This window comes from Peribacillus simplex (genome assembly GCF_001578185.1).
Lineage (GTDB): Bacteria > Bacillota > Bacilli > Bacillales > DSM-1321 > Peribacillus > Peribacillus simplex_A.
On the sequence record NZ_CP011008.1, the window covers coordinates 4,844,937 to 4,865,193 of the forward strand.

Below are 20,257 nucleotides of genomic sequence, written 5' to 3' on the forward strand. Positions count from 1 at the left end.
CCTATTTCTTTATACCCGAATTCCGGACCCTTTTTAGAATAGAATCCGAAATTCGGTTTTTACTACCTAGCACATTACGTCCTGAGGTTATCGTTTCGTTTTATGAGCGGACTTTTTTAAGTTCTCTACGTCCGTTGTCAGTTCTTTTAATTGTTTACCGAAGCGGAAGAGCAAAAACATAGAAACGACGAATGGATAGCCAAATTCGCTAACTAATGACACCCACACAGTAGCATCCTCAATCATCATCCTCTTCACCCCTTTTCATGTATCTGATATCTAAAGTGAAACTTGTTTAAAAAAATCAATCTAGCACTATTGGTTTATGGATAAAGGAACAAATGTTCCTATATAATTGATTTATTCCCCTTGTCTATCACTTTATTAAATAAAGGAGGGATAGCAATGAACCAGTTAACTTCTCATTTTTTTTCTCATTCATTGGAGTTTCTGCAACAACAGTACTCATCTTTCTTTGAACAACCGATCATTCAAGTATTTTTACAGAACCCAGAGCATTTAAAGATTTTTACCGAAACTCTTGATTCCCCTTCTTCACATAACATTTGTCATCTCAACGAGACCTTCAAAATTTTCTATTACCGGGCTAAAGTATACAAATACATGTGCTCCTTGATTTACTTTTTCTCCGTTGATTTTGATAAAAGGGCACGTAAGCAGCGGGAACGCTATCGAATGGTACTTGATGCGACACCAAAGGATACTTTCGGAATGATCGATCGAATCGGCACTTTGGACGTTCAACTTGAAAAGATGGGGGAAACGAATGAGCTCTCTTCACACATAAGTGATGAAGAGATGATAAAAGCCTTGAAGAAGTTAACAGCCAAACAAAGTCTAGTACTGACCATGATCTTTTCCTATGGCCTATCCAACAAGGAAATAGCTGCCTATTTTCATGAATCTCCCCAGAATATCTCAAGCATTCGTAAACAAGCTCTCAAAAAACTTCGAAAGCACTATATGGATGAGGTATATAATAGAAAGGAGAAAAGCCATTGTGGATAAAAAACTATCAAAAGAAGAATTGATGAATCTAATCGATTCTTTGAATCCTAAAATAAAAAAATCGTTAAAAAACACCAACTATCAAGACCGGAATGATCTGGAACAAGAGATTAAACTCAAGATCATTGAGTCATATGAAAAAATCGTTTCAATCGAGGCCCCTAATTTTGAGGAGTTCCTTGCAGAATTCCTGACTAAGCAAAAACAATGAAAAAGTACCAAGTCCAGCATGCATGCTGGACTTGGTATTTTTTTTCTGAATATCAGTATAATGGATTCAATGTCAGCTTATCACCTTTTGGATCATCCAATACCGTTTTGTGATAAGTACCTTCTGCCCAATCATCAAGCTGATCGTGGTACCACTCGCTTTTTACGTTACCTGATTGCCCAGGCCCAACGAGGTGATATCCCTTATTCATGTCGGATAGGTCAATGACAAATCTCCAGGAGCCGCCATGATTAACGGTTCCGTTATCTAAAAATGCCGCTGCCTGTACGGTTACACTGCTACCGCCGACCGGCAATCCGCCGCCGCTGTTAAATAAATAATTTAACGGGGCGACACTTCGTAACGGATGGTTGAACCTTACCTGATGATAGTCTCCCCATTCCCAATCAGCTATATCGTCACCTTGTGATTCTTCCAGTTCCATTAACGTCTCCTGTAACGACTTGGCGAGTACCTGCTCCAGTCCGCCTGCCTCTTCAATCCAAGGACCCGGCTTACCGCCCAATGCCCGCCTTAGTAGTTCATCAACGGCCGAACGCCTTCCATTAAAGAGGTTGAGCGTTTCTTCCGGTATTTCTTCTGTAAGCAAAACTTCCCCGATTTTTTTCATCCATACATTAAAAATCATCGGTGCTGCTTCATCAACGGAATCAATATGATTCCATTTCTCCAGAATCCTTAGTGCCTTGTCTTCCTGTATTCCCGATGGACCTTTCAGTACCTCTATAAATTGAGGGACAAACTCCTTAGCCTGCAGATTCATCTGATCCATTTGCAAGCTTTGCATATCTTCTGCAGTAAGCTTTTTATTCGCTTTTAAAAACTCCTGTATCCTCATCTGACGGTACGGCTGTGCCCAGTTATTGCTGATATGGTAAGGATAATCATCTGAGATGACTTTATTATTCGCTGTCGAAATGAATCCCTCTTCCGGATTGACCGTTTTTGGAAGTTCATCAAATGGAATGTAGCCTTTCCACTCATATTCATCCGTCCAGCCAGGTACAGGCAGCATACTATCGCCTTTTTTACGGATAGGGATTTTCCCATTCGCCTTAAAGGCAATGGTCCCATCAACTGAGGCAAAGACGAAATTCTGTGCCGGCGTTTCGAATTTCAAAAGGGCCTTTTCGAAGTCTTTCCAGTTTTCCGCTTTATTCATATTAAGTACCGCTTCAAGCTCTGCGGATGGATCAAGTGCCGTCCACCTTAATGCAAGGACTGTGTCTTTTCCGCTTTTCCCGGCAAAGTCGGAGACAACCGGTCCATGACGGGTAACCGTCACTTTATAGTCAAGTGTCTTACCATCCTTAACCTTGATCGGTTCGTTTAAGATATGAGCTTTGTCCCATTTATCTTTGAAGGCGAATTCTTTCTCGTTTTCCGGGTGTCTCTTCTCAATATACAGATCCTGGACATCCGGGCCTGTATTCGTCACACCCCAAGCGACCTTTTCGTTATGACCGAGAATGATACCCGGAATCCCGGCAAAAATAACACCGCTCACATTGACTGTCGGGGCCTCCAAATGCATTTGGTACCAAACGGACGGTGTAGTTAACCCCAGATGGGGATCATCCGCCAATAACGGCTTCCCGGAATCCGTTTTCTTGCCAGATACGACCCAGTTGTTGCTGCCGTTGAATTCATTAGGAACAATGGCCCCGGCGAAGCTTTTTTCAATATCCAGTTCTTCCTTGCTGATGATATATGGTGCGCCCTCTGGATAATCCGGGAATAGATCATACGCTTTTTCATTTGGGAAGGTTTGCAGCAAATACTGTCTAAACGCCTGATCTTCCCAGTTCCCGCCTAAATCAAAGGCCATATACTTACCGATGGTGAGCGAATCGACGGGTGTCCACGGTTCTGGTTCGTATCCAAGTAAAGTGAACTCGGTCGGCCATTTCCCATTCTCCTTCAATTCATCGATATATAAATTTACCCCTTTTGCAAACACATCCAAGGCTTCTTTACCGTCGCTTGTATATACTGCATAAGACGCTTCAGCTGCCCGCCTTAGCCCAAGTGTGCGGAAATATTTATCATTTTTGACGGTTTTCTCACCAATCACTTCACTCAATCTTCCTGACGCCTGACGCCTGCTTAAATCCATTTGAAATAAACGGTCCTGTGCTTGGATATACCCTTGGGCTAAATATAAATCATGTTCATTCGCTGCGTTGATATGCGGGACCCCGCTGGAATCCCTCACAACTGTTACTTGTTTCAAAAGGCCTGGAAGCGAAATTTCCCCCTTTGTTTCCGGCAAGGACCTTGAAAGCAATACATTTGCTGCAATCAAGACAGACAGCAAAAGTAAAATCAGGATTGCAAGACTCCATAGCACCCGCTTTTTCCACTTCCGTTTTGGTTTTTGCTGAGGTACGGCAACTTCCATCAATTCATCTCACTCCCCCCTTAAAACTCTCTTACTATCTACTTAAGATATTCCGCGTCCCCACCCACCTTTCCTACCAACTTCCTAACATTCCCTCTGTTTATTTCCGGAAGGGAGAAAGGTGCAAGGACGGTTGTTCCCGCTCAAGGTCGGATCTTTCTGCGCAAGGTCAAATTGTTTCCGTGAAATTCGATAAACATTGTCAAATACAAAAACACCGATACAATGTATCGATGTTCAGGGGATGTTAGCTATTAGCAATTATGTATTCAATCACCTTATCTGGATCATCCGTATAAAAAAGGGCCTTATCGAAGTCATGGGCTGCCTTCGCCTCAGCTTCCATGTATTCAACCGGGGATAGGAAACCAAAGAGCCTCTTCCATTTATGATTTTTCTCCAGAAGTTTTCTTTCCCTTTTTATATCCTCTGGAATGAATTTATTAATGATATAACATGGGTCAGAAAATGCATCAGCATTAAAACGCTCGTTCAAGGTTCGCAGTTTTTCCCGATCCCACTCCACCCTTATTAAGTCAGATATGACCGACACATTTTGGACTGATTCAAGGATGCGTTTCGACAAAACATCATATTCTTCATCCTCCAACCCATTATCCGTCATGATCCCCACACAATACCATTTTTCATTCGGATCAAGTTCTTCATTTTTTTTGAAAAACACTCTTCATCCACCTTCCTTTCGGGCTTTACATGTCCTATCTCTTTTTCTTGTATGCTTTTCCGTATTCACGTTTTTCCCATTCATTATCTAAATGAATAAAGCAACATGTCCGTATTCACGCCATTTCACTATATCATGGAGATATATCCATATGACGAAAAATGAAGAAAGCTGCTGGTATGGTTGCCACCATTCGCCAAACTTCTTGCATTTAGGAAACTTCATGACATACAAAAAAAGATACCCTGAAGAGGATACCTCCATCATATTGGCTGAAGGGCCAGCCCTCTTTGTTTAAGCAGATATTCCAGTGCCTGCCTGAACGATAGAAAAGGTTTTACCTGATTAGACAAATCAAGTTTGACAATCTCTTTCACCACATCAGGGGCAAAACCGACAAACATCGTTTCCGTTCCCATCAACGCCAGTGCCCCCACTAATTGATCCAGCAGTATGAGCATATTGCTTTCCTTCGTAAAGGTAATGCCGGAGAAATCCATAATCAATACTTCCGCATGCAGGTCTGCACATTTTTGCAGTACCGTCGATTGCATCGACTCCATTCTCCAATCATCAATGCGCCCGATCAATGGTAAGAGCAGCACATCCTTTAAAACGGTCTGAACAATCGGAGTGGCCAATTCTTCCATGACTTCCTGGTTTTCTTTTATTTTCTGCAAAGAATCGTTTGCCGCTTTTGCCATTTCTTTATAATGATTCACATAACTTATGCTCACACAGTGTATGAATTGATCCAGTATTGCATCAATTATCGAGCTTGCCTTTAGCAAAATTTCAATGGAGTAGTAGCGGTTGCTTACTTCTTCTTCAATGAAACTCCAGAAAAGGTTACGCACCAGCTGAGCTTCCTCAATATTTTTATTTAAAGGGATTCCCATGTCCACGACGCGCTTTCCTATTTCCATACCCGTTATTTTCATACTTTCCATCGCTTGTGCCTTACCGTGAATCAAGGCATCTGCATGAATTTGAATTAGTTGCGACCTTACCTCTTTACTGGTTTCAAAATCATAGAGTGGGCCCTCTTCTTCAAACAACTCGATATGCTCCACTAAGATATATTTGAATTTTTCGATTTTTTCACCGATCATTCTTAATTCTTCCATGTAGACCTCCCACACAGGGCTTTTATCACATTTTATCAAATAGTTAATGGTAAAGGATATAAAATCCTTCTATTACCAATATGATAATAGACGTTTACCCTTCTCTTAATAAGGGTATTATGATATATGACTTGGAGGGATTATCATAAAAAAGGATCAAAAAGACTTTGAATCTGAAAACATGAGCGATTTAGTCGAACTCATAAACAGTAAAAATAACAGCCGCAGAATCCTCGATGTACTACGGCGTAATAAAAAGGATAAAAATAAAAACAAAGATAAAAAGTGAAAAAGCCCATTCCAATATGGTCTGGGTTTTTAAATGGGATAAAATAAAAGAGCTGAGTTTGTTTTTTGAGCAAACTCAGCTCTTCCTGCCACTATCTTTTTCTTCGAATTTCCTTCACATGGTTTCCTTCCGTGGTAATATAAACTGTTTCATCGATTTTGTATGTTAAATAACGGTCACAATCGATTTCCAACGTTTTCCCATTGTTGAATTTCATTGCGCAATTGGATCCCTCTTCGGTTTCCGTCACATCAATGACTTCGTTCGTCTTAAAACCGACTGCCTTGCCATCGGAGAAATGTGGATAGTATTTTTCAACAATCTCCACCTTTTCCAATCTGCCCGGACTTGTTAAATATACAACGAATAATATAATTAAAACGGCTATTAACCCAATGAGAATTACTGCTTTTCGTTTCACTCTATCTATTACCCTCTTCTCTGATCAATCTTTTATTCAATATCATTTTTCACTAGATTATATTCAGGATTCCGGAAAATCATGATAGAAAAGAACATTTTATTTAACGATTTTCACTTTTTCAACCATCATGACACAAACGGCAGCAAGGATGATTAGGATGGATACAGCCGAGATGACCCCTCCCCAACCGAACTTCATCAGGAATAAACCTCCTGATGCTCCTACTACACTTGACCCCGCATAGTAAAACAGGAGATATAAAGCGGATGCTTGTGCCTTTTCACTTTTATCAGCTAACGATCCGACCCAGGTGCTCGCAATTGAATGAGCTCCAAAAAAGCCAAATGTAAACAGGGCAAGCCCGATTATCTTCAACAAAAGTGGATCCAATAAGGTTAAAAGGGCCCCCAGCAGCATGATTGCGATTCCGGTAAGAAGAACAAACCTCCGACTATATTGATCGGCAAGCTTCCCCATCCATGTAGAACTAAATGTCCCCACTAGATAAATAATGAAAATGAAGCCGATCAATGTCTGTGATAAATGATATGGCGGCCCCATTAATGGTATACCCACAAAGTTATAAACGGTAACGAACGAGCCCATTAATAGGAAGGCCATCCCGAATAAAAGTACTAGTCTGCTATTCCATAAGTTATTAATAAGGGAGGTTTTAATTCTCGACAATGATACTTTTTTACGGACAGCATGCTGCGAATGTGGAAGCATCAACCAAAAAGCCAGACTGATGATCAAACTTAAAGCCCCAAGGCTGCCAATCGCTATGTTCCATGAGAAATGGTCGGTCAGCACTCCGACAATCAGCCTGCCTGCCAATCCGCCGATACTCGAACCACTCACATAGATTCCCATCACATAGCCCAGGCTTTTCGGATCGAATTCTTCATTGATATAGGCCATCGCAATTGCCGGGAAACCTGCAAGCACCGCTCCTTGAATCGCCCGTATTGCAATAAGGATGTATAGGTCATCCTGGATGAAGCTGACGCATATGGATAACAACGCAGACAGAGTGAGCGCTGTCCCCATTATTTTTTTCCTATCGATATTTTCTGAGAAAAAGGAAACAAGCAATAAACAGATGGCAAGCGTTCCTGTTGCGAAAGATAATGTAAGACTTGCCATTGCAGGAGAGACCCCGAATTGCTTTGCGAAAACCGGAATGACCGGTTGAGTACTATACAGATCCGCAAACGTTACAAAGCTACCAAGAAATAAAGCCAAGATTGTTTTCCTGAATGATTTGCCAGCAGGCTCGATATAATTCACTTTTGTTCAGACCCTTCACTATTAAACTTCCCCCCTATGTTAATACGAACTTCCTGAGTTGTCTATTTCGCCACTTATGGCCAAACGGAAAAGTAAGTTCCAGCAATTCACAAAAAACCCTTCACTGTATGCAGTGAAGGGCTTTTCATTAATATGAACGTTTATCATCCCGCTCACTTTTTTTAAGCAGCCAGTACACAGGCATACCTATAAAGAGGATGATCACCGAGTACAGGGCATTTAAAGGTGTTTGGATTAATGTGCTTACAACAATATATATTGCACCAGCAATGGCTACAATGGGAATGAATGGGTAAAACGGTACTTTATATGTTTTTGCATCGGGATCTTTCTTGCGTAAGATGAAGACCGCGAAGAAGGCTAATCCATAAAAACAGAAGACAGAGAATACGGCCATATTGGTAAGTTTGTCAGGGTCTGCTACAACCATCATTATGATGGCAATGATCACTTGTAATATCGTAGCATTTATGGGCGTTTTAAACTTGGGCGATATTTTCCCGATTTGTTTATGGCCAGGCATCATTTTATCAGTCGCCATCGCCAAGGTTATGCGCGGAAAGGTCAGAAGCTTTCCGTTCAAACATCCGAAGATTGAAATCGCTATTCCGATTGATATCAATTTCCCGCCCAATTCACCAAATAGATGCGTTGCCGCAACATTCGCTGCATTCGTACCATGAGCGATGACTCCCTCTGCTCCCAAAACATGAAGCATGGCAAGGTTTACAGCCAAGTAAGCGACCATGACCACGACTAACCCCGTGATGATTGCCCGCGGCAGCGTTTTCTGTGGATTTTTCATTTCCCCTGCCATGAAGCCGACATTCATCCAGCCATCATACGCCCAGAGGGTAGCCAAAATCGCACCAGCCATACTGACTTTCATTGAACTTTCACTACTGATATTGAATACAGGCATATCACCATGTGCGATACCGAACACCGCTATGAAAATGATGGGGATCAATTTAGCAACGGTCGATAAGGTTTGGATGATACCGCCGTATTTTGTCCCCAGCAGATTCATGCCTGCTATAAATACGATCGTAAGAATGCCTATTGCCAAAGTATAATCTGAAGCGATATTGAATATTCCTGCGACTAATAACCCGAAGTATAAACTGAGTGCGCCCATGACTGCAGGTCCATATACCAATGTCTGAACCCAGCCGCATAGGAATCCCCATGCTTTTCCGTACACTTCTTCCATATAGACATATAAGCCCCCAGTTTTAGGAATCCGAGTACTCACTTCCGCAATCGTCAATCCGCTTGCAAGGGTAATCAGGCCACCTATCAGCCAAGCTAGTAAGGCCATGGTTGAATTACCACTTAACTCAAGCACGTCACCAGGTCTCATGAAAATACCAGAACCGATAACTGTACCAACTACAATAGATGTTCCAATCCAAAAGCCAATCGTTTTTTTCAATTGGTCATTCCCCATGATGTCCTCCCCAGGTGTACACATGTACTTGTTTTATACTAAAATTATATCATATAAATTATATGAAAATAACTTATTCAATAATTTGAATAGTCCAATAAGATTCCGGACACGTTGGTATTACTGTTCTTAGCTAGCTTTATTACAATAATATTTTTTTTACTAATTATGTCTGGAACTGCAACAAAAACCGAATATTTCTCTTCAGAAAAAACGTTTTATAGAAATTTAACTCAATAATAACGAACTAAATATCACAAAACGCAAATATCATTCGTTGCATATATTCTGAGATACCAGGGTTTTTCTCGGACACAAAAAAACCACTCCGAATCAACGGGGTGGTTCCACTCCTCTTTCAAGCTTCAATTCGTATTACCAAATAATGAATAAAAGCACAACCGCCAAGACAATCCGGTAGATGGCAAAAGGAGTCAATTTAACTTTATTGATTAAAATCAAGAAAAAGCGGATACAGAATAACGCAAAGATGAATGCGCTTATGAAACCTGCGATAATGAATGGCAGAACTTCAGGTGTGAAGTAATCCCAATACTTAACTATCTTTAAAAGACTGGCACCCGCCATGATCGGCACCGCCATGATGAACGTGAAATCGGAAGCAGCCCGATAGCTCATCCCTAATAGCACACCACCGGAAATCGTTGAACCTGAACGTGAGAATCCCGGCCACAGTGCCAAACATTGAATTAACCCTACACCCAAAGCTTGTTTATAAGTGATTTGGTCAACCGTTTCTGTAGTCAGCTTTGGACGGAATTTATCAGCCGCAATCATTAAAAATGCGCCCAAGATTAATCCAACGATAACCGTCTTCATGGTAAATAAATTTTCATCGATATAATCTTCGAACAATAGACCTAATACAGTAGCTGGTAACAATCCGACGATGATCTGCAAGAGGTTAAGCTTTTGGCCCTTCACAGCAGATGGGTCTTTCATTTTCCTTAAACCAAGCAAGTCCATGAATCGCCCCCAGAAGAGCACGACTACAGCGAGTATCGAACCAAGCTGGATAACCACCTTGAACACATTGGCTACTTCACTACCGAAAAGTTCATTCGATTTCAACCATAAATCATCAACGATAATCATGTGCCCTGTAGACGATACAGGAGCAAATTCAGTTAATCCTTCAACAAGACCAAGGACAACAGCAACAAAAATTTCCCACATATTCATTTTTTTCACCTCATAATTCGAACACCTGTTATGGAAATACCATATGTATTTTACTCGTTGTTTAAAATATTGTCTATTAAACATTGCTGAAACAATTTAGGGATACATGTATGATAGGGTTCAAGATAAAGTTTAAAGGGGAAGTGATGAATTTGCAAAACATATTGATTTTCGCCCATAGAGGGTCCAAAGGGACGCATCCTGAAAATACCATGGCTGCATTTCAAGAGGCGGCAGAAATCGGTGCCGAGGGGATCGAGTTCGATGTCCACCTCAGTTCTGATGGGGAATTGGTCATCATCCATGACGAAACACTTGATCGAACGACCAACCTTACTGGTTATGTAAAAGATCATTCGTCACAAGAGCTGAAGACGGCTGATGCCGGGGGCAAATTCTCCAAGGAATTCCTTGGGGAGCGGATTCCTTTTTTAATAGAAGTTTTCGACTGGGCCAGGGATAATGCCTTATTGATGAATATCGAAATCAAAACGGATAAACTCGCTTACGAAGGGATCGAACAGAAGATCATTGATTTAATTCATCAATACCGAATGGAAAATCGGGTGATCCTATCTTCCTTCAACCATCAATCAATTGAAAAAGTGAAGATGCTTGCCCCAGAACTTGAACGTGCATTATTGTTCGAAGGGCTTCCTGAAAACTTCGAAGAAATCTTACGCGATAAAAAAGAAGCCGGTTTTCATCCTGATAAAAATAGCCTGACTCAAGCAATGAGTGATAAAGCGAAAAAACTTGGATACAAAATCCGCCCTTGGGTCGCCAATGATGAAACGGACATCGTCAAGCTCGCAGAGATGGATGTCGACGTTATCATGACCGATTTCCCAGAAAAGGCAATCAAGATTTTAAAGGCTTGGCAGTCACATGGCTGAATAATGCGAAAGAGAAGGAGCGATGCCCCTTCTCTTTCAAATCCATATTTATTCAGTTATTAACGAGAAAAGTTTGATCCGCCTAATTGTTGTTCAGCCATTTGAACTAAACGTTTTGTGATTTCCCCACCAACAGATCCGTTAGCGCGAGAAGTAGTGTCTGCACCTAAGTTTACACCAAATTCACTAGCGATTTCATTCTTCATTTGTTCTAGGGCTTGCTCTGCACCAGCTACTACTAGTTGATTGCTGTTATTGTTGTTTGCCATGTGTTTTCACCTCCTACTAATATTAATTAGCATTTTTAGCTTAAATTATTATTGCCAATTTATTGAATTATTTTTCTTTACGATTCCTTCAATCTAAAGCTCTTTATCATTAATTTCTTTTTCTGTTCATAAACTGTTAGGAAACTTTCAGTAGGAGGGAAAAGATTTGCAAATACATGTGGTTAGGCCAGGCCAGACGTTATATGGCATCGCCCAGACGTACAGCGTAACTGTTGATAGGCTCGTGGAAGCAAATAAGATTCCTAACCCAACCAATCTTGTTACTGGGCAGGCCCTTGTCATTCCAATTGTCGGCAGCTATTATTTCGTTCAACCCGGTGATAGTCTTTATTCCATTTCCCAAAAGGTTGATGTCCCTTTTCAAGAATTGGCAAAAATAAATGGCATTTCCGAAAATCAAAACTTATCCGTTGGATACCGGCTCTATATTCCAGCACGTAAGAAAAGGACCGCCGAATTCAACGGGTATGTCGAGCCAAGGGGTACAACGGTTGCACCGGCCCTTGAAACGGCTGCAAGGGAAGCTGGGCCCTATTTAACCTATTTGGCCCCATTCAGCTTCCAGGCGCTTCGTGACGGCTCCTTAAAAGAGCCATTGCTCAATGAATTCCCTGCCATCGCCAGGGAAAATAAAAATGTCTTGATGATGGTGATCACGAATCAGGAAAAAGACCAATTCAGCGATGAGCTCGGGCAAATCATCTTGACGAACACTTCCGTTCAAAATAAGTTCCTGAACAATATCGTTTCAACTGCAAAGAAATATGGATTCCGGGATATCCACTTTGACTTTGAGTTTTTAAGGCCGTCTGATAGAGAAGCTTATAATCAATTTCTCCGAAAAGCCAAGGAACGTTTCAAGAAAGAAGGATGGTTCATTTCTACGGCACTTGCCCCCAAAACAAGTGCGGAACAAAAAGGCCGTTGGTATGAGGCTCATGACTATAAAGCACATGGCGAAATCGTCGACTTCGTTATCATCATGACTTATGAATGGGGGTATAGCGGGGGACCGGCAATGGCTGTATCGCCAATTGGATCTGTTCGGGATGTGCTCGAATATGCCGTCACTGAAATTCCTGCCAACAAAATCCTGATGGGGCAAAATCTATATGGCTATGATTGGACCCTGCCTTTTGTACAGGGATCCACTGCCAAGGCTGTAAGTCCGCAGCAGGCCATCCAGATTGCAGCTGCCAATAATGTTGCCATCGAGTATGATGAAACCGCACAGGCCCCGCATTTCAATTATACGGATATTGAGGATAGGCAGCATGAGGTGTGGTTTGAAGATGCCAGATCCATTCAGGCAAAATTCGATTTAATCAAGGAATTGAATCTAAGGGGGATGAGTTATTGGAAGCTCGGCCTAGCCTTCCCTCAAAACTGGCTGCTCATCAGTGATAACTTCAACGTACGCAGAAGGGTCTAAGAACAGATTGAGCCTATTTATCAAACTTTTGGAATACCGAAGCGCAAACGGACATATAATCCATCATCGAGCATGAAGTCCAGTTCAGGATACGTGACTCAGCCATAAAAGCCTTCCGACGTTCTGGAAGGCTTTTATCATTTCCCTGTTATCCGAGTTGCACTTTTTTAGATAATCTACGAAATTCATGATTCAAAGTTTGTTTGACTGCCTTATGAGCGAAGCCTTTTTTGACCATACTAAAAGGAACAGCTTAAGGGGTGTGAAAAACATGATTAGATTCGGTCCATACATTAGCACCGTTCCTAGAATTCCGCGTTTCATCAGATTGCTTTCTACCATCGCATTATTTTTACTCTCCTTCGGGGTATTGATCCACCTTGTGGAGCCGAAAAGATTCCCTACTTTACTCGATGGCATCTGGTGGGCAATCGTGACTATGTCAACGGTAGGTTACGGAGATTACACGCCTGTGACCAATCTTGGTAAAGTCATTGGGATCACCCTCATTTTGTCAGGCGCCGGCCTGATCACCTCTTATTTTGCATACATTGCTAAAATGTCCATTTCCAATGAACAGCAATTTCTAACAGGAAAGAAAGTATTCAGCGGCGGTGGCCATATTATCATTGTGGGCTGGAATGGCCGTTCCAGGAGAATCATCCAAAACATTCATAATAGAACTCATCATCAATCTATTGTCCTTATAGATGATACACTGCAAAAGCACCCGCTACCAAGAACGAATATCCACTTTATCCAAGGAAAAGCTACATTGGATTCCGTTTTGCAAAAAGCTAATATAAAACAGGCCATACGCGTCCTTATCACCGCTGACCTCAAGCAAGACGAGCTCCATACGGATATGTTCTCGATATTAACGTTACTGGCCGTCAAAGGCTTGAATCCGCATTTGTATTGTCTAGTGGAAATATTGACGCAAGAACAAAAGGAAAATGCTTTGCGGGCTGGGGCGGACGGTATAGTCGAAACGAATAAATTCGCGAGTGAATATATGCAGGATTGCTTATCGAAGGGGATCCTAACGGAAGCCAGAGAACAAAATGAGCTGGATGGATTGAGCCTCAAACAGCTGCCCATCCAGGATGACTGGGCGGAATTGACGTTCAAACAGCTGAACGTTAAGCTTTTCGATCAAAACATTTTATTGGTCGGCATCATTTCAGGAGGCAAGACCTTAATCAAGCCCCCCGGAGATGTAATCATCCATCGTGATGACACTCTAATCATCATTGAAGATTAATGTAATAAAAGCTTTTCCAAATCATGGACAAGCGATTTTCCATAAGAGATATAGTTTTCCGGAAATTCGGCATCCGGATTTTCCGGCTCAGCAAACTGATTGAAGGAAGCGGTGAGGTTTCCGATATTTCCTTCACCGTCAACACCGTCCTCGTATTTATGAGATAACAAAAACGGTTGTAAAAGTTCGACCATTACCCCATCCTGATCGAGTGAACCATCAACCGCCCTGAAAGGGACACGCAAAAACTGGTACCCATCACTGTCATCCATTTTATAATCAAACGACCCGTTGTCATAGTCCCAGCCTCCGCCTATCACATATCCTTCCGGCTTTAACTTCGTCTCCAGGTCGAACAAACTGAATGTTTTCCCTTCCAACTCAGAAGAAATTTTAATCATTGTAAAAAACCTCTTTCGCTATTTTTCTATTAGCTTAACCAAAAGGCCTTTAAAAAAACCCCTGGAATGACTCGATTGCACCCTCGGTTCAGGATGGCTTTCTCTCTGATTCCCAAGGTATCCTTACGCTCTTTTATAAAGTTTATTTCAGCTTCAGAGCTTCCTTAATCGCAATTGCTGGATCTGCACCTAGATTGCCGCACTTCCTGTTGCAGCTGCTGGATTTCCTCCCGCTTTGCTTAAAGCCTTTTCATCCATGAAGAACCGGAACTTGCGGAACCTGTGTAATTGGAATTCATCATTGATGAATTGTGCACACATGAACCCAAATTTTTCGGTTTTTCAATGCAAGCATTCGAATATGTTAATTTAACTTTAGAGTTCAATAAAAAAGCATGAAGCTGGATGTTATTCCTGCTTCATGCTTTTTTTATTATAAGCGCTGTTCTAGCTCCGCTTTTTTCTTTTCATAACCTGGCTTGCCTAAAAGCGCAAACATGTTCACCTTATATGCTTCCACTCCAGGCTGATCAAATGGATTGACACCTAGTAAGTAACCGCTCATTGCACAAGCTTTCTCGAAGAAATATACAAGGTAGCCAAATGTATAAGCATCAAGCTTAGGAACCGTTACGATCAGGTTGGGAACGCCACCGTCCGTATGTGCTAAAAGAGTGCCCTCAAATGCTTTATTATTTACGAATTGCACCGTTTCACCTGAAAGGTAATTCAGGCCATCCAAGTCATTGTCCGCTTCTTCAATTAAAATTTCATGACGGGCCTTTTCCACTTTGATGACTGTTTCAAAAAGATCACGCCGCCCTTCCTGAACATATTGCCCTAATGAATGCAGGTCAGTCGAAAAGTTAGCGGATGAAGGGAAAATCCCCTTTTGATCCTTTCCTTCACTCTCTCCAAATAATTGTTTCCACCACTCAGAGAAATATTGAAGTCCAGGCTCATAGTTTATCAGCATTTCAATGGTTTTCCCTTTATTGTAAAGGATATTTCGAACCGCTGCATATTGGTATGCCTCATTATCAGCTAGCTCGGAAGAACTGTAGTCCAACCTTGCACGCTCGGCTCCCTCCATGATTTGATCGATATCTGCCCCGCTGACCGCAATCGGAAGCAACCCAACTGCCGTTAAGACAGAGTAACGTCCGCCAACATCATCAGGAATGACGAAAGTTTGGAAACCTTCCTCCGTTGCTACCGTTTTTAATGCGCCCTTTTCTTTGTCAGTGGTCGCGTAAATTCGGCTTTTAGCTTCTTCAACACCATATTTTTGTTCCAGCAGTTTCCTGAATATCCTGAAGGCCAGTGCTGGTTCAGTCGTCGTACCGGATTTAGAGATAACATTGATCGAGAAATCCCTGTTTCCCAACAGGTCCATTACGTCTTGCATATATGTAGAGCTTATATTATTACCTACAAATAAAATTTGCGGTGTTTTCCTTTTGTCCGTCGGCAAAATGTTATAAAAACTATGTTGAAGCATTTCAACTGCCGCGCGCGCTCCCAGGTATGATCCACCGATTCCGATAACCAGTAACACATCTGAATCTTTTTTTATTTTTTCCGCTGCTTTTTTGATCCTCGAGAACTCTTCTTTATCATAATTGGCCGGTAAATCAAGCCAGCCAAGATATTCATTGCCTGCCCCTGTCTGTTCATGCAGAGAATGGTGGGCCACTTTTACAGCATCCTGTAAATAGGTAATTTCATGCTCCCCGAAAAACGGTAGGGCTTTTGAATAATCGAAACGAATATGGGCCATTCAAATTCCTCCTTGATTTTTAGTTTCCCTATCACTTTATCTGATGTAATTCTCATAATCAAGATATCGGTCAAGTAAATAACGAATTATACGTTCAAAGTAATCTCCCACCTGACAAGGCGGGGGAATGAACATTTCACTTGAATTATAATGAAGCCCGTAAAATGGCAAGGACATCTTCACGGTTCAGGATTTTGAATCGCCCAAATCCCCCTCTGCTCATCGCTTTATCAGCCATGACTTCCAATTGTGAGTCATCGATGCCATAATCCGAAAGATTGGTTGGCGCACCTAAGCTGCTCCAAAACGACCTTAGTCTTTCAATGCCCTCAAGGGCCGCTTCCTCATCCGTTTTACCTTCCGGATCAACATGGAACACACGGACTGCAACCTGTTTAAAGCGTGCAACATTTTCATGGAGCACATGTTTCATCCAATTTGGAAATAAGATGGCCAATCCGCCGGCATGCGGGATGTCATAAACAGCTGAAACGGCATGTTCAATGTTATGCGTTGCCCAATCCCCACTGTAGCCAACCCCAAGCGAACCATTCAAAGCAATATTTCCTGCATATAGGATAGTGGCCCGGTGCTCATAATCCTCCAGGTTTTCCAATAGTTTAGGCGCCATTTCAATCACTGTCAGTAACAGCGATTCACAAAAACGGTCTTGAAGAGGTGCATGCGTTTCCGGATGGAAGTACGTTTCGAACACATGTGACATCATATCGACCATTCCGTATACAGTCTGATCTTTCGGTACCGAAAAAGTATTTTCTGGATCCAAAATGGAGAATTGGGGAAATACCAATGGACTTCCCCATCCATATTTCTCTTTCGTTTCCCAGTTTGTAATGACTGAGCCGGAATTTGCCTCGGAGCCGGTTGCAGCTAAAGTCAGTATCGTTCCAAACGGAAGGGCCTCTTCTACTGATGCCTCCTTAATGACTAGATCCCATGGATCCCCCTCATATTTAGCACCGGCAGCAATGGCCTTTGTCGCGTCAATGACACTGCCGCCTCCAACCGCAAGGACAAAGTCGATCCCATGTTCTTTACAAAGGTCAACACCCTTCCGGACTGTTGAGATGCGCGGATTCGGTTCAACTCCGGAAAGTTCGTGCACCTCTGCATCGATCTCTTTCAAGGCATTGATCACTTTTTCATATAAGCCATTTTTCTTTATGCTTCCTCCACCGTATACAAGTAAAACCTTATCACCATATGCAGGAATTTCCGTTTTTAAACTTTCAAGCTGATCTTTCCCGAAAATTATTTTAGTAGGGTTTTTATAAGTGAAATTCTCCAAAAGATTTCTCTCCTTAATGCCACAACGGCCTCTAGAAAATTGCCCACTTGGCCACTGGCAGTTTTTTTCTTTTCTTCATTATGACCAATGTTCCATATAAATACAAAGCATCCGTCCGGAACTTCTGCAAGGATGTATATTTACATGATGAAAAAGCATGATAAGTAAAGAACTGATTTTTTCAAAAAAAGGAGGCTGTACAATGAGTGGAATACAAAGAATTGCACTTGTTCTTACAATAATCGGGGCAATCAACTGGGGATTAATAGGGTTTTTCCAATTTGACTTGGTCGCTTCGATTTTCGGAGGGCAAGATGCTGGAATGGCCCGTATCATTTATGGATTGGTTGGAATTGCCGGCCTAATTAACCTTGGTCTTCTTTTTAAACCAAGTCCTGAAACTGCCAGTGAACCAGAAACCAAACCGACTCGTTGAAAGGGATTTTGTTTAAATTCTATAAAAATAAAGCCGGACCATGGATAAAAAACATGGCCCGGCTTTATTTAATTCATTTTCATGAAATCATGAAAATGACAAAAAAAAACCGACTGATCGATTGATCTGTCGGTTCACAAAATTATTTTTTGATTAAGTCTTCGCGTTGAGATTGTTCAATCCACTCTTGAAGTTTGTCTTTCAATGTATTGAAACCTTCAGTAGATTCGATGTGAGATGTTGCTTTAACAGATGCTTGGCGTTTTTTTGGAGCTTTTTTCGGAGCTTCAGTACGCTCAGGAGCTTCTTCTGTTGCGCGGATCGATAAGCCGATTTTTCCAGCAGCTGAATCGATTGATAGCACTTTAACTTTTACTTCATCGTTCACTTTTAAATGTTCGTTGATATCTTTAACGAATCCGTGAGTAATTTCAGAAATATGAACTAAACCTTGAGTTGATTCATCTAAAGCAACAAAAGCACCGTATGGTTGAATACCAGTTACTTTACCAGTAACTACCGCACCAATTTCGAATTTTTCAGACATGGTAACACTCCTATTTTATATATATTTTTTCGTCTTTTCACGCAATAAAAAATTATATCACATAATTGGAAAATAATCAAAGTTAAGTATACCATACTTTTTTAAATTTTACTCATTAAAAATGTTTGTTTTTTGGAAATAATAAATATTATAAGCACGTTATTTATAATTTATCCTAAAAATTTGCAAATAACCTCCATTTCCTTAAGATATTTACTCATTTTTCTAAAGATTGTAATATTAAAACACTACCCATTTCCTCATAATCATAGTAAGATGAGAAAATGTTTTAAAGAAATTATTGTTTACAGCTAGATAATCTTTACATCTAAAGGAGTTTTTCCATCATGTCAAAACAAGAACAATGGACTTCAAAACTTGGGTTTATCCTGGCAGCCGCGGGATCCGCTATTGGATTAGGCGCCATCTGGAAGCTCCCATATATGACTGGTGAAAATGGTGGAGGGGTCTTTTTCCTGCTCTTCATTTTGTTCACACTGCTTATCGGTGCCCCCATATTAATAGCGGAATTCACAATTGGCCGCAATGCACAGAAAGATGCCATTAGCGCATATAAATATATCGCCCCAGGAAAACCTTGGGTTTTGATCGGATATGGCGGTGTCGTCGCTTCCATCATTCTGCTTTCCTTCTTCAGTGTCGTTGGCGGCTGGATCATCTCCTATTTAGCAAGAAGTTTAACCGGTTCCCTTTCAAACTTAACCCAGACTGAATATGGAAACTTCTTCAATACGATAATCAGCAATCCTTATGAAACGGTTATCGCTCAATTATTATTCATGGTTTTAACCATTTGGGTCGTGCAAGGTGGCGTATCCAAAGGAATTGAAAAAGCGAATAAATATATGATGCCTTCATTGTTCATTCTTTTCATTATTCTCCTCATCCGTTCCTTGACTCTGGACGGAGCAATGGAGGGTGTAAAATTCTTCTTGAAGCCGGACTTTTCCGCTTTAACAGGGGAAACGATCCTATTAGCTCTTGGCCAATCCTTCTTTGCACTTAGTGTTGGTGTTTCAGTGATGGTAACCTATGCATCCTATTTAAGTAAAAAAGAAGATATAACTAAATCGGCCTTCTCGGTGGTTGGACTGAATATCTTCATTTCCTTGTTAGCAGGTTTAGTCATTTTCCCAGCTGTTTTCGCACTGGGATTCAGCCCTTCTAGCGGTCCTGGACTAGTATTCGTCGTGTTGCCTGCCGTATTCAATGAAATGGCGCTCGGCGGGATCTTCATGGCTATTTTCTTCATATTATTATTATTCGCCACACTTACAACGGCCTTCTCCATTCTCGAAATCGTCGTTGCAGCCATGATCAAAGGTGATACCGCAAAGCGGAAGAAGGCTTCTTGGATAGCTGGTAGCGTCGTTTTCTTGATTGGAATTCCAAGCGCATTATCATTTGGGGTGCTTTCAGATGTGAAGATTTTCAATTTATCCATATTCGATTTGGCTGATTATCTGACAAGCAACATCGCACTGCCAGTCGGCGCCTTGTTCATATCCCTTTTCATCGGCTATCAAATGAAAAGGATAGAGGTCCAAAAAGAGTTCGAAACTGGCGCAGATTCCGGCCGGTCACTTTTTAAACTTTGGTACTTCCTGATTCGCTACATTGTGCCGATCATGATCATACTCGTATTTCTTAACTCAATTAATCTCATTTAGTAATCCAAAATGCCGTTTCGATATTTCTCGAGGCGGCATTTTTTTTCACAAAACCTACAT

The 20,257-nt window shown here is 41.4% G+C and carries 20 protein-coding genes; 7 read left to right on the forward strand and 13 right to left on the reverse strand.

Annotated elements, in window-relative coordinates; genetic code table 11:
- Nucleotides 1-87 precede the first annotated feature (87 nt).
- A complete protein-coding gene (locus tag UP17_RS27100; protein ID WP_081092540.1) occupies nt 88-249 on the reverse strand; it encodes a YvrJ family protein in 162 nt (53 codons plus the stop codon).
- A gap of 156 nt (nt 250-405) precedes the next feature.
- On the opposite strand from UP17_RS27100, the gene UP17_RS22705 reads away from it, so the two are divergent.
- Both UP17_RS22705 and UP17_RS22710 read left to right on the forward strand, forming a co-directional pair.
- Entirely contained in the window at nt 406-1,029 is a 624-nt protein-coding gene (locus UP17_RS22705; protein ID WP_061465403.1) for a sigma-70 family RNA polymerase sigma factor, read from the forward strand.
- Complete coding sequence (locus tag UP17_RS22710) at nt 1,022-1,240, forward strand: hypothetical protein (RefSeq protein WP_089361833.1); 219 nt, start codon at nt 1,022-1,024, stop codon at nt 1,238-1,240. Before UP17_RS22705 ends, UP17_RS22710 begins: the two co-directional genes overlap by 8 nt.
- Nucleotides 1,241-1,292: 52 nt before the next feature.
- Here the strand turns inward: UP17_RS22710 and UP17_RS22715 are convergent, their stop codons facing one another.
- The 7 genes from UP17_RS22715 to UP17_RS22750 form a co-directional block, all read right to left on the reverse strand.
- On the reverse strand, nt 1,293-3,662 hold the full coding sequence (locus UP17_RS22715) for a penicillin acylase family protein (RefSeq protein WP_061465405.1): 2,370 nt from the start codon (nt 3,660-3,662) through the stop codon (nt 1,293-1,295).
- Between the two features lie 247 nt (nt 3,663-3,909).
- Complete coding sequence (locus tag UP17_RS22720; protein ID WP_061465406.1) at nt 3,910-4,347, reverse strand: hypothetical protein; 438 nt, start codon at nt 4,345-4,347, stop codon at nt 3,910-3,912.
- A 263-nt stretch (nt 4,348-4,610) separates the two neighbouring features.
- On the reverse strand, nt 4,611-5,474 hold the full coding sequence (locus UP17_RS22730; RefSeq protein WP_061465408.1) for an STAS domain-containing protein: 864 nt from the start codon (nt 5,472-5,474) through the stop codon (nt 4,611-4,613).
- Nucleotides 5,475-5,854: 380 nt separating this feature from the next.
- Nucleotides 5,855-6,184, reverse strand: coding sequence for a hypothetical protein (locus tag UP17_RS22735; RefSeq protein WP_061465409.1), 330 nt, complete (start codon nt 6,182-6,184; stop codon nt 5,855-5,857).
- A gap of 99 nt (nt 6,185-6,283) precedes the next feature.
- Nucleotides 6,284-7,477 carry an MFS transporter gene (locus tag UP17_RS22740; protein ID WP_061465410.1) on the reverse strand — a complete coding sequence of 398 codons (1,194 nt, stop codon included), beginning with the start codon at nt 7,475-7,477 and terminating at the stop codon, nt 6,284-6,286.
- A 148-nt stretch (nt 7,478-7,625) separates the two neighbouring features.
- Nucleotides 7,626-8,948 carry an APC family permease gene (locus UP17_RS22745; RefSeq protein WP_061465411.1) on the reverse strand — a complete coding sequence of 441 codons (1,323 nt, stop codon included), beginning with the start codon at nt 8,946-8,948 and terminating at the stop codon, nt 7,626-7,628.
- Nucleotides 8,949-9,323: 375 nt separating this feature from the next.
- Complete coding sequence (locus UP17_RS22750) at nt 9,324-10,151, reverse strand: undecaprenyl-diphosphate phosphatase (RefSeq protein WP_061465412.1); 828 nt, start codon at nt 10,149-10,151, stop codon at nt 9,324-9,326.
- Nucleotides 10,152-10,297: 146 nt separating this feature from the next.
- Here UP17_RS22750 and UP17_RS22755 point away from each other — a divergent pair, with 146 nt between their 5' ends.
- Nucleotides 10,298-11,047, forward strand: a complete 750-nt coding sequence (locus tag UP17_RS22755; protein WP_167556006.1) for a glycerophosphodiester phosphodiesterase — start codon at nt 10,298-10,300, stop codon at nt 11,045-11,047.
- Nucleotides 11,048-11,106: 59 nt separating this feature from the next.
- On the opposite strand, the gene UP17_RS22760 is transcribed toward UP17_RS22755, so the two are convergent.
- Nucleotides 11,107-11,316 carry an alpha/beta-type small acid-soluble spore protein gene (locus tag UP17_RS22760; RefSeq protein WP_061465414.1) on the reverse strand — a complete coding sequence of 70 codons (210 nt, stop codon included), beginning with the start codon at nt 11,314-11,316 and terminating at the stop codon, nt 11,107-11,109.
- A gap of 166 nt (nt 11,317-11,482) precedes the next feature.
- Between UP17_RS22760 and UP17_RS22765 the strand changes: the two genes are divergently transcribed.
- Together UP17_RS22765 and UP17_RS22770 are read left to right on the forward strand one after the other, a co-directional pair.
- Nucleotides 11,483-12,769 carry a glycoside hydrolase family 18 protein gene (locus tag UP17_RS22765; RefSeq protein ID WP_061465415.1) on the forward strand — a complete coding sequence of 429 codons (1,287 nt, stop codon included), beginning with the start codon at nt 11,483-11,485 and terminating at the stop codon, nt 12,767-12,769.
- Nucleotides 12,770-13,040: 271 nt separating this feature from the next.
- Nucleotides 13,041-14,033: a potassium channel family protein gene (locus tag UP17_RS22770; RefSeq protein ID WP_061465416.1), complete on the forward strand. Its 993-nt coding sequence runs from the start codon at nt 13,041-13,043 to the stop codon at nt 14,031-14,033.
- Here the strand turns inward: UP17_RS22770 and UP17_RS22775 are convergent.
- From UP17_RS22775 to UP17_RS22785, 3 genes are all read right to left on the reverse strand, one after another.
- The gene (locus UP17_RS22775) at nt 14,030-14,434 is read right to left on the reverse strand and encodes a YugN-like family protein (RefSeq protein WP_061465417.1); all 405 of its coding nucleotides are present in this window, start codon (nt 14,432-14,434) and stop codon (nt 14,030-14,032) included. The two genes, UP17_RS22770 and UP17_RS22775, sit on opposite strands and share 4 nt — an antisense overlap.
- Nucleotides 14,435-14,867: 433 nt before the next feature.
- Complete coding sequence (locus tag UP17_RS22780) at nt 14,868-16,214, reverse strand: glucose-6-phosphate isomerase (protein ID WP_061465418.1); 1,347 nt, start codon at nt 16,212-16,214, stop codon at nt 14,868-14,870.
- A 145-nt stretch (nt 16,215-16,359) separates the two neighbouring features.
- Nucleotides 16,360-17,523, reverse strand: coding sequence for an iron-containing alcohol dehydrogenase (locus tag UP17_RS22785; RefSeq protein WP_061465419.1), 1,164 nt, complete (start codon nt 17,521-17,523; stop codon nt 16,360-16,362).
- Between the two features lie 202 nt (nt 17,524-17,725).
- On the opposite strand from UP17_RS22785, the gene UP17_RS22790 reads away from it, so the two are divergent.
- A complete protein-coding gene (locus UP17_RS22790; RefSeq protein ID WP_061465420.1) occupies nt 17,726-17,959 on the forward strand; it encodes a DUF378 domain-containing protein in 234 nt (77 codons plus the stop codon).
- 142 nt (nt 17,960-18,101) lie between these two features.
- On the opposite strand, the gene yugI is transcribed toward UP17_RS22790, so the two are convergent.
- Entirely contained in the window at nt 18,102-18,506 is a 405-nt protein-coding gene (gene yugI, locus UP17_RS22795; protein WP_061465421.1) for a S1 domain-containing post-transcriptional regulator GSP13, read from the reverse strand.
- A gap of 347 nt (nt 18,507-18,853) precedes the next feature.
- On the opposite strand from yugI, the gene UP17_RS22800 reads away from it, so the two are divergent.
- The gene (locus UP17_RS22800) at nt 18,854-20,197 is read left to right on the forward strand and encodes a sodium-dependent transporter (RefSeq protein ID WP_061465422.1); all 1,344 of its coding nucleotides are present in this window, start codon (nt 18,854-18,856) and stop codon (nt 20,195-20,197) included.
- Nucleotides 20,198-20,257 lie beyond the last annotated feature (60 nt).

What these genes read in the sequence shown, in the direction of transcription:
- UP17_RS22715 (WP_061465405.1), bottom strand. Translation starts at nt 3,662, where the DNA reads ATGGAAGTTGCCGTACCTCAGCAAAAACCAAAACGGAAGTGGAAAAAG.
- UP17_RS22775 (WP_061465417.1), bottom strand. Translation starts at nt 14,434, where the DNA reads ATGATTAAAATTTCTTCTGAGTTGGAAGGGAAAACATTCAGTTTGTTC.
- UP17_RS22755 (WP_167556006.1), top strand. Translation starts at nt 10,298, where the DNA reads ATGAATTTGCAAAACATATTGATTTTCGCCCATAGAGGGTCCAAAGGG.
- UP17_RS22790 (WP_061465420.1), top strand. Translation starts at nt 17,726, where the DNA reads ATGAGTGGAATACAAAGAATTGCACTTGTTCTTACAATAATCGGGGCA.
- UP17_RS22780 (WP_061465418.1), bottom strand. Translation starts at nt 16,214, where the DNA reads ATGGCCCATATTCGTTTCGATTATTCAAAAGCCCTACCGTTTTTCGGG.
- UP17_RS22770 (WP_061465416.1), top strand. Translation starts at nt 13,041, where the DNA reads ATGATTAGATTCGGTCCATACATTAGCACCGTTCCTAGAATTCCGCGT.
- UP17_RS22800 (WP_061465422.1), top strand. Translation starts at nt 18,854, where the DNA reads ATGTCAAAACAAGAACAATGGACTTCAAAACTTGGGTTTATCCTGGCA.
- yugI (WP_061465421.1), bottom strand. Translation starts at nt 18,506, where the DNA reads ATGTCTGAAAAATTCGAAATTGGTGCGGTAGTTACTGGTAAAGTAACT.
- UP17_RS22750 (WP_061465412.1), bottom strand. Translation starts at nt 10,151, where the DNA reads ATGAATATGTGGGAAATTTTTGTTGCTGTTGTCCTTGGTCTTGTTGAA.
- UP17_RS22745 (WP_061465411.1), bottom strand. Translation starts at nt 8,948, where the DNA reads ATGGGGAATGACCAATTGAAAAAAACGATTGGCTTTTGGATTGGAACA.
- UP17_RS22705 (WP_061465403.1), top strand. Translation starts at nt 406, where the DNA reads ATGAACCAGTTAACTTCTCATTTTTTTTCTCATTCATTGGAGTTTCTG.
- UP17_RS27100 (WP_081092540.1), bottom strand. Translation starts at nt 249, where the DNA reads ATGATGATTGAGGATGCTACTGTGTGGGTGTCATTAGTTAGCGAATTT.
- UP17_RS22760 (WP_061465414.1), bottom strand. Translation starts at nt 11,316, where the DNA reads ATGGCAAACAACAATAACAGCAATCAACTAGTAGTAGCTGGTGCAGAG.
- UP17_RS22730 (WP_061465408.1), bottom strand. Translation starts at nt 5,474, where the DNA reads ATGGAAGAATTAAGAATGATCGGTGAAAAAATCGAAAAATTCAAATAT.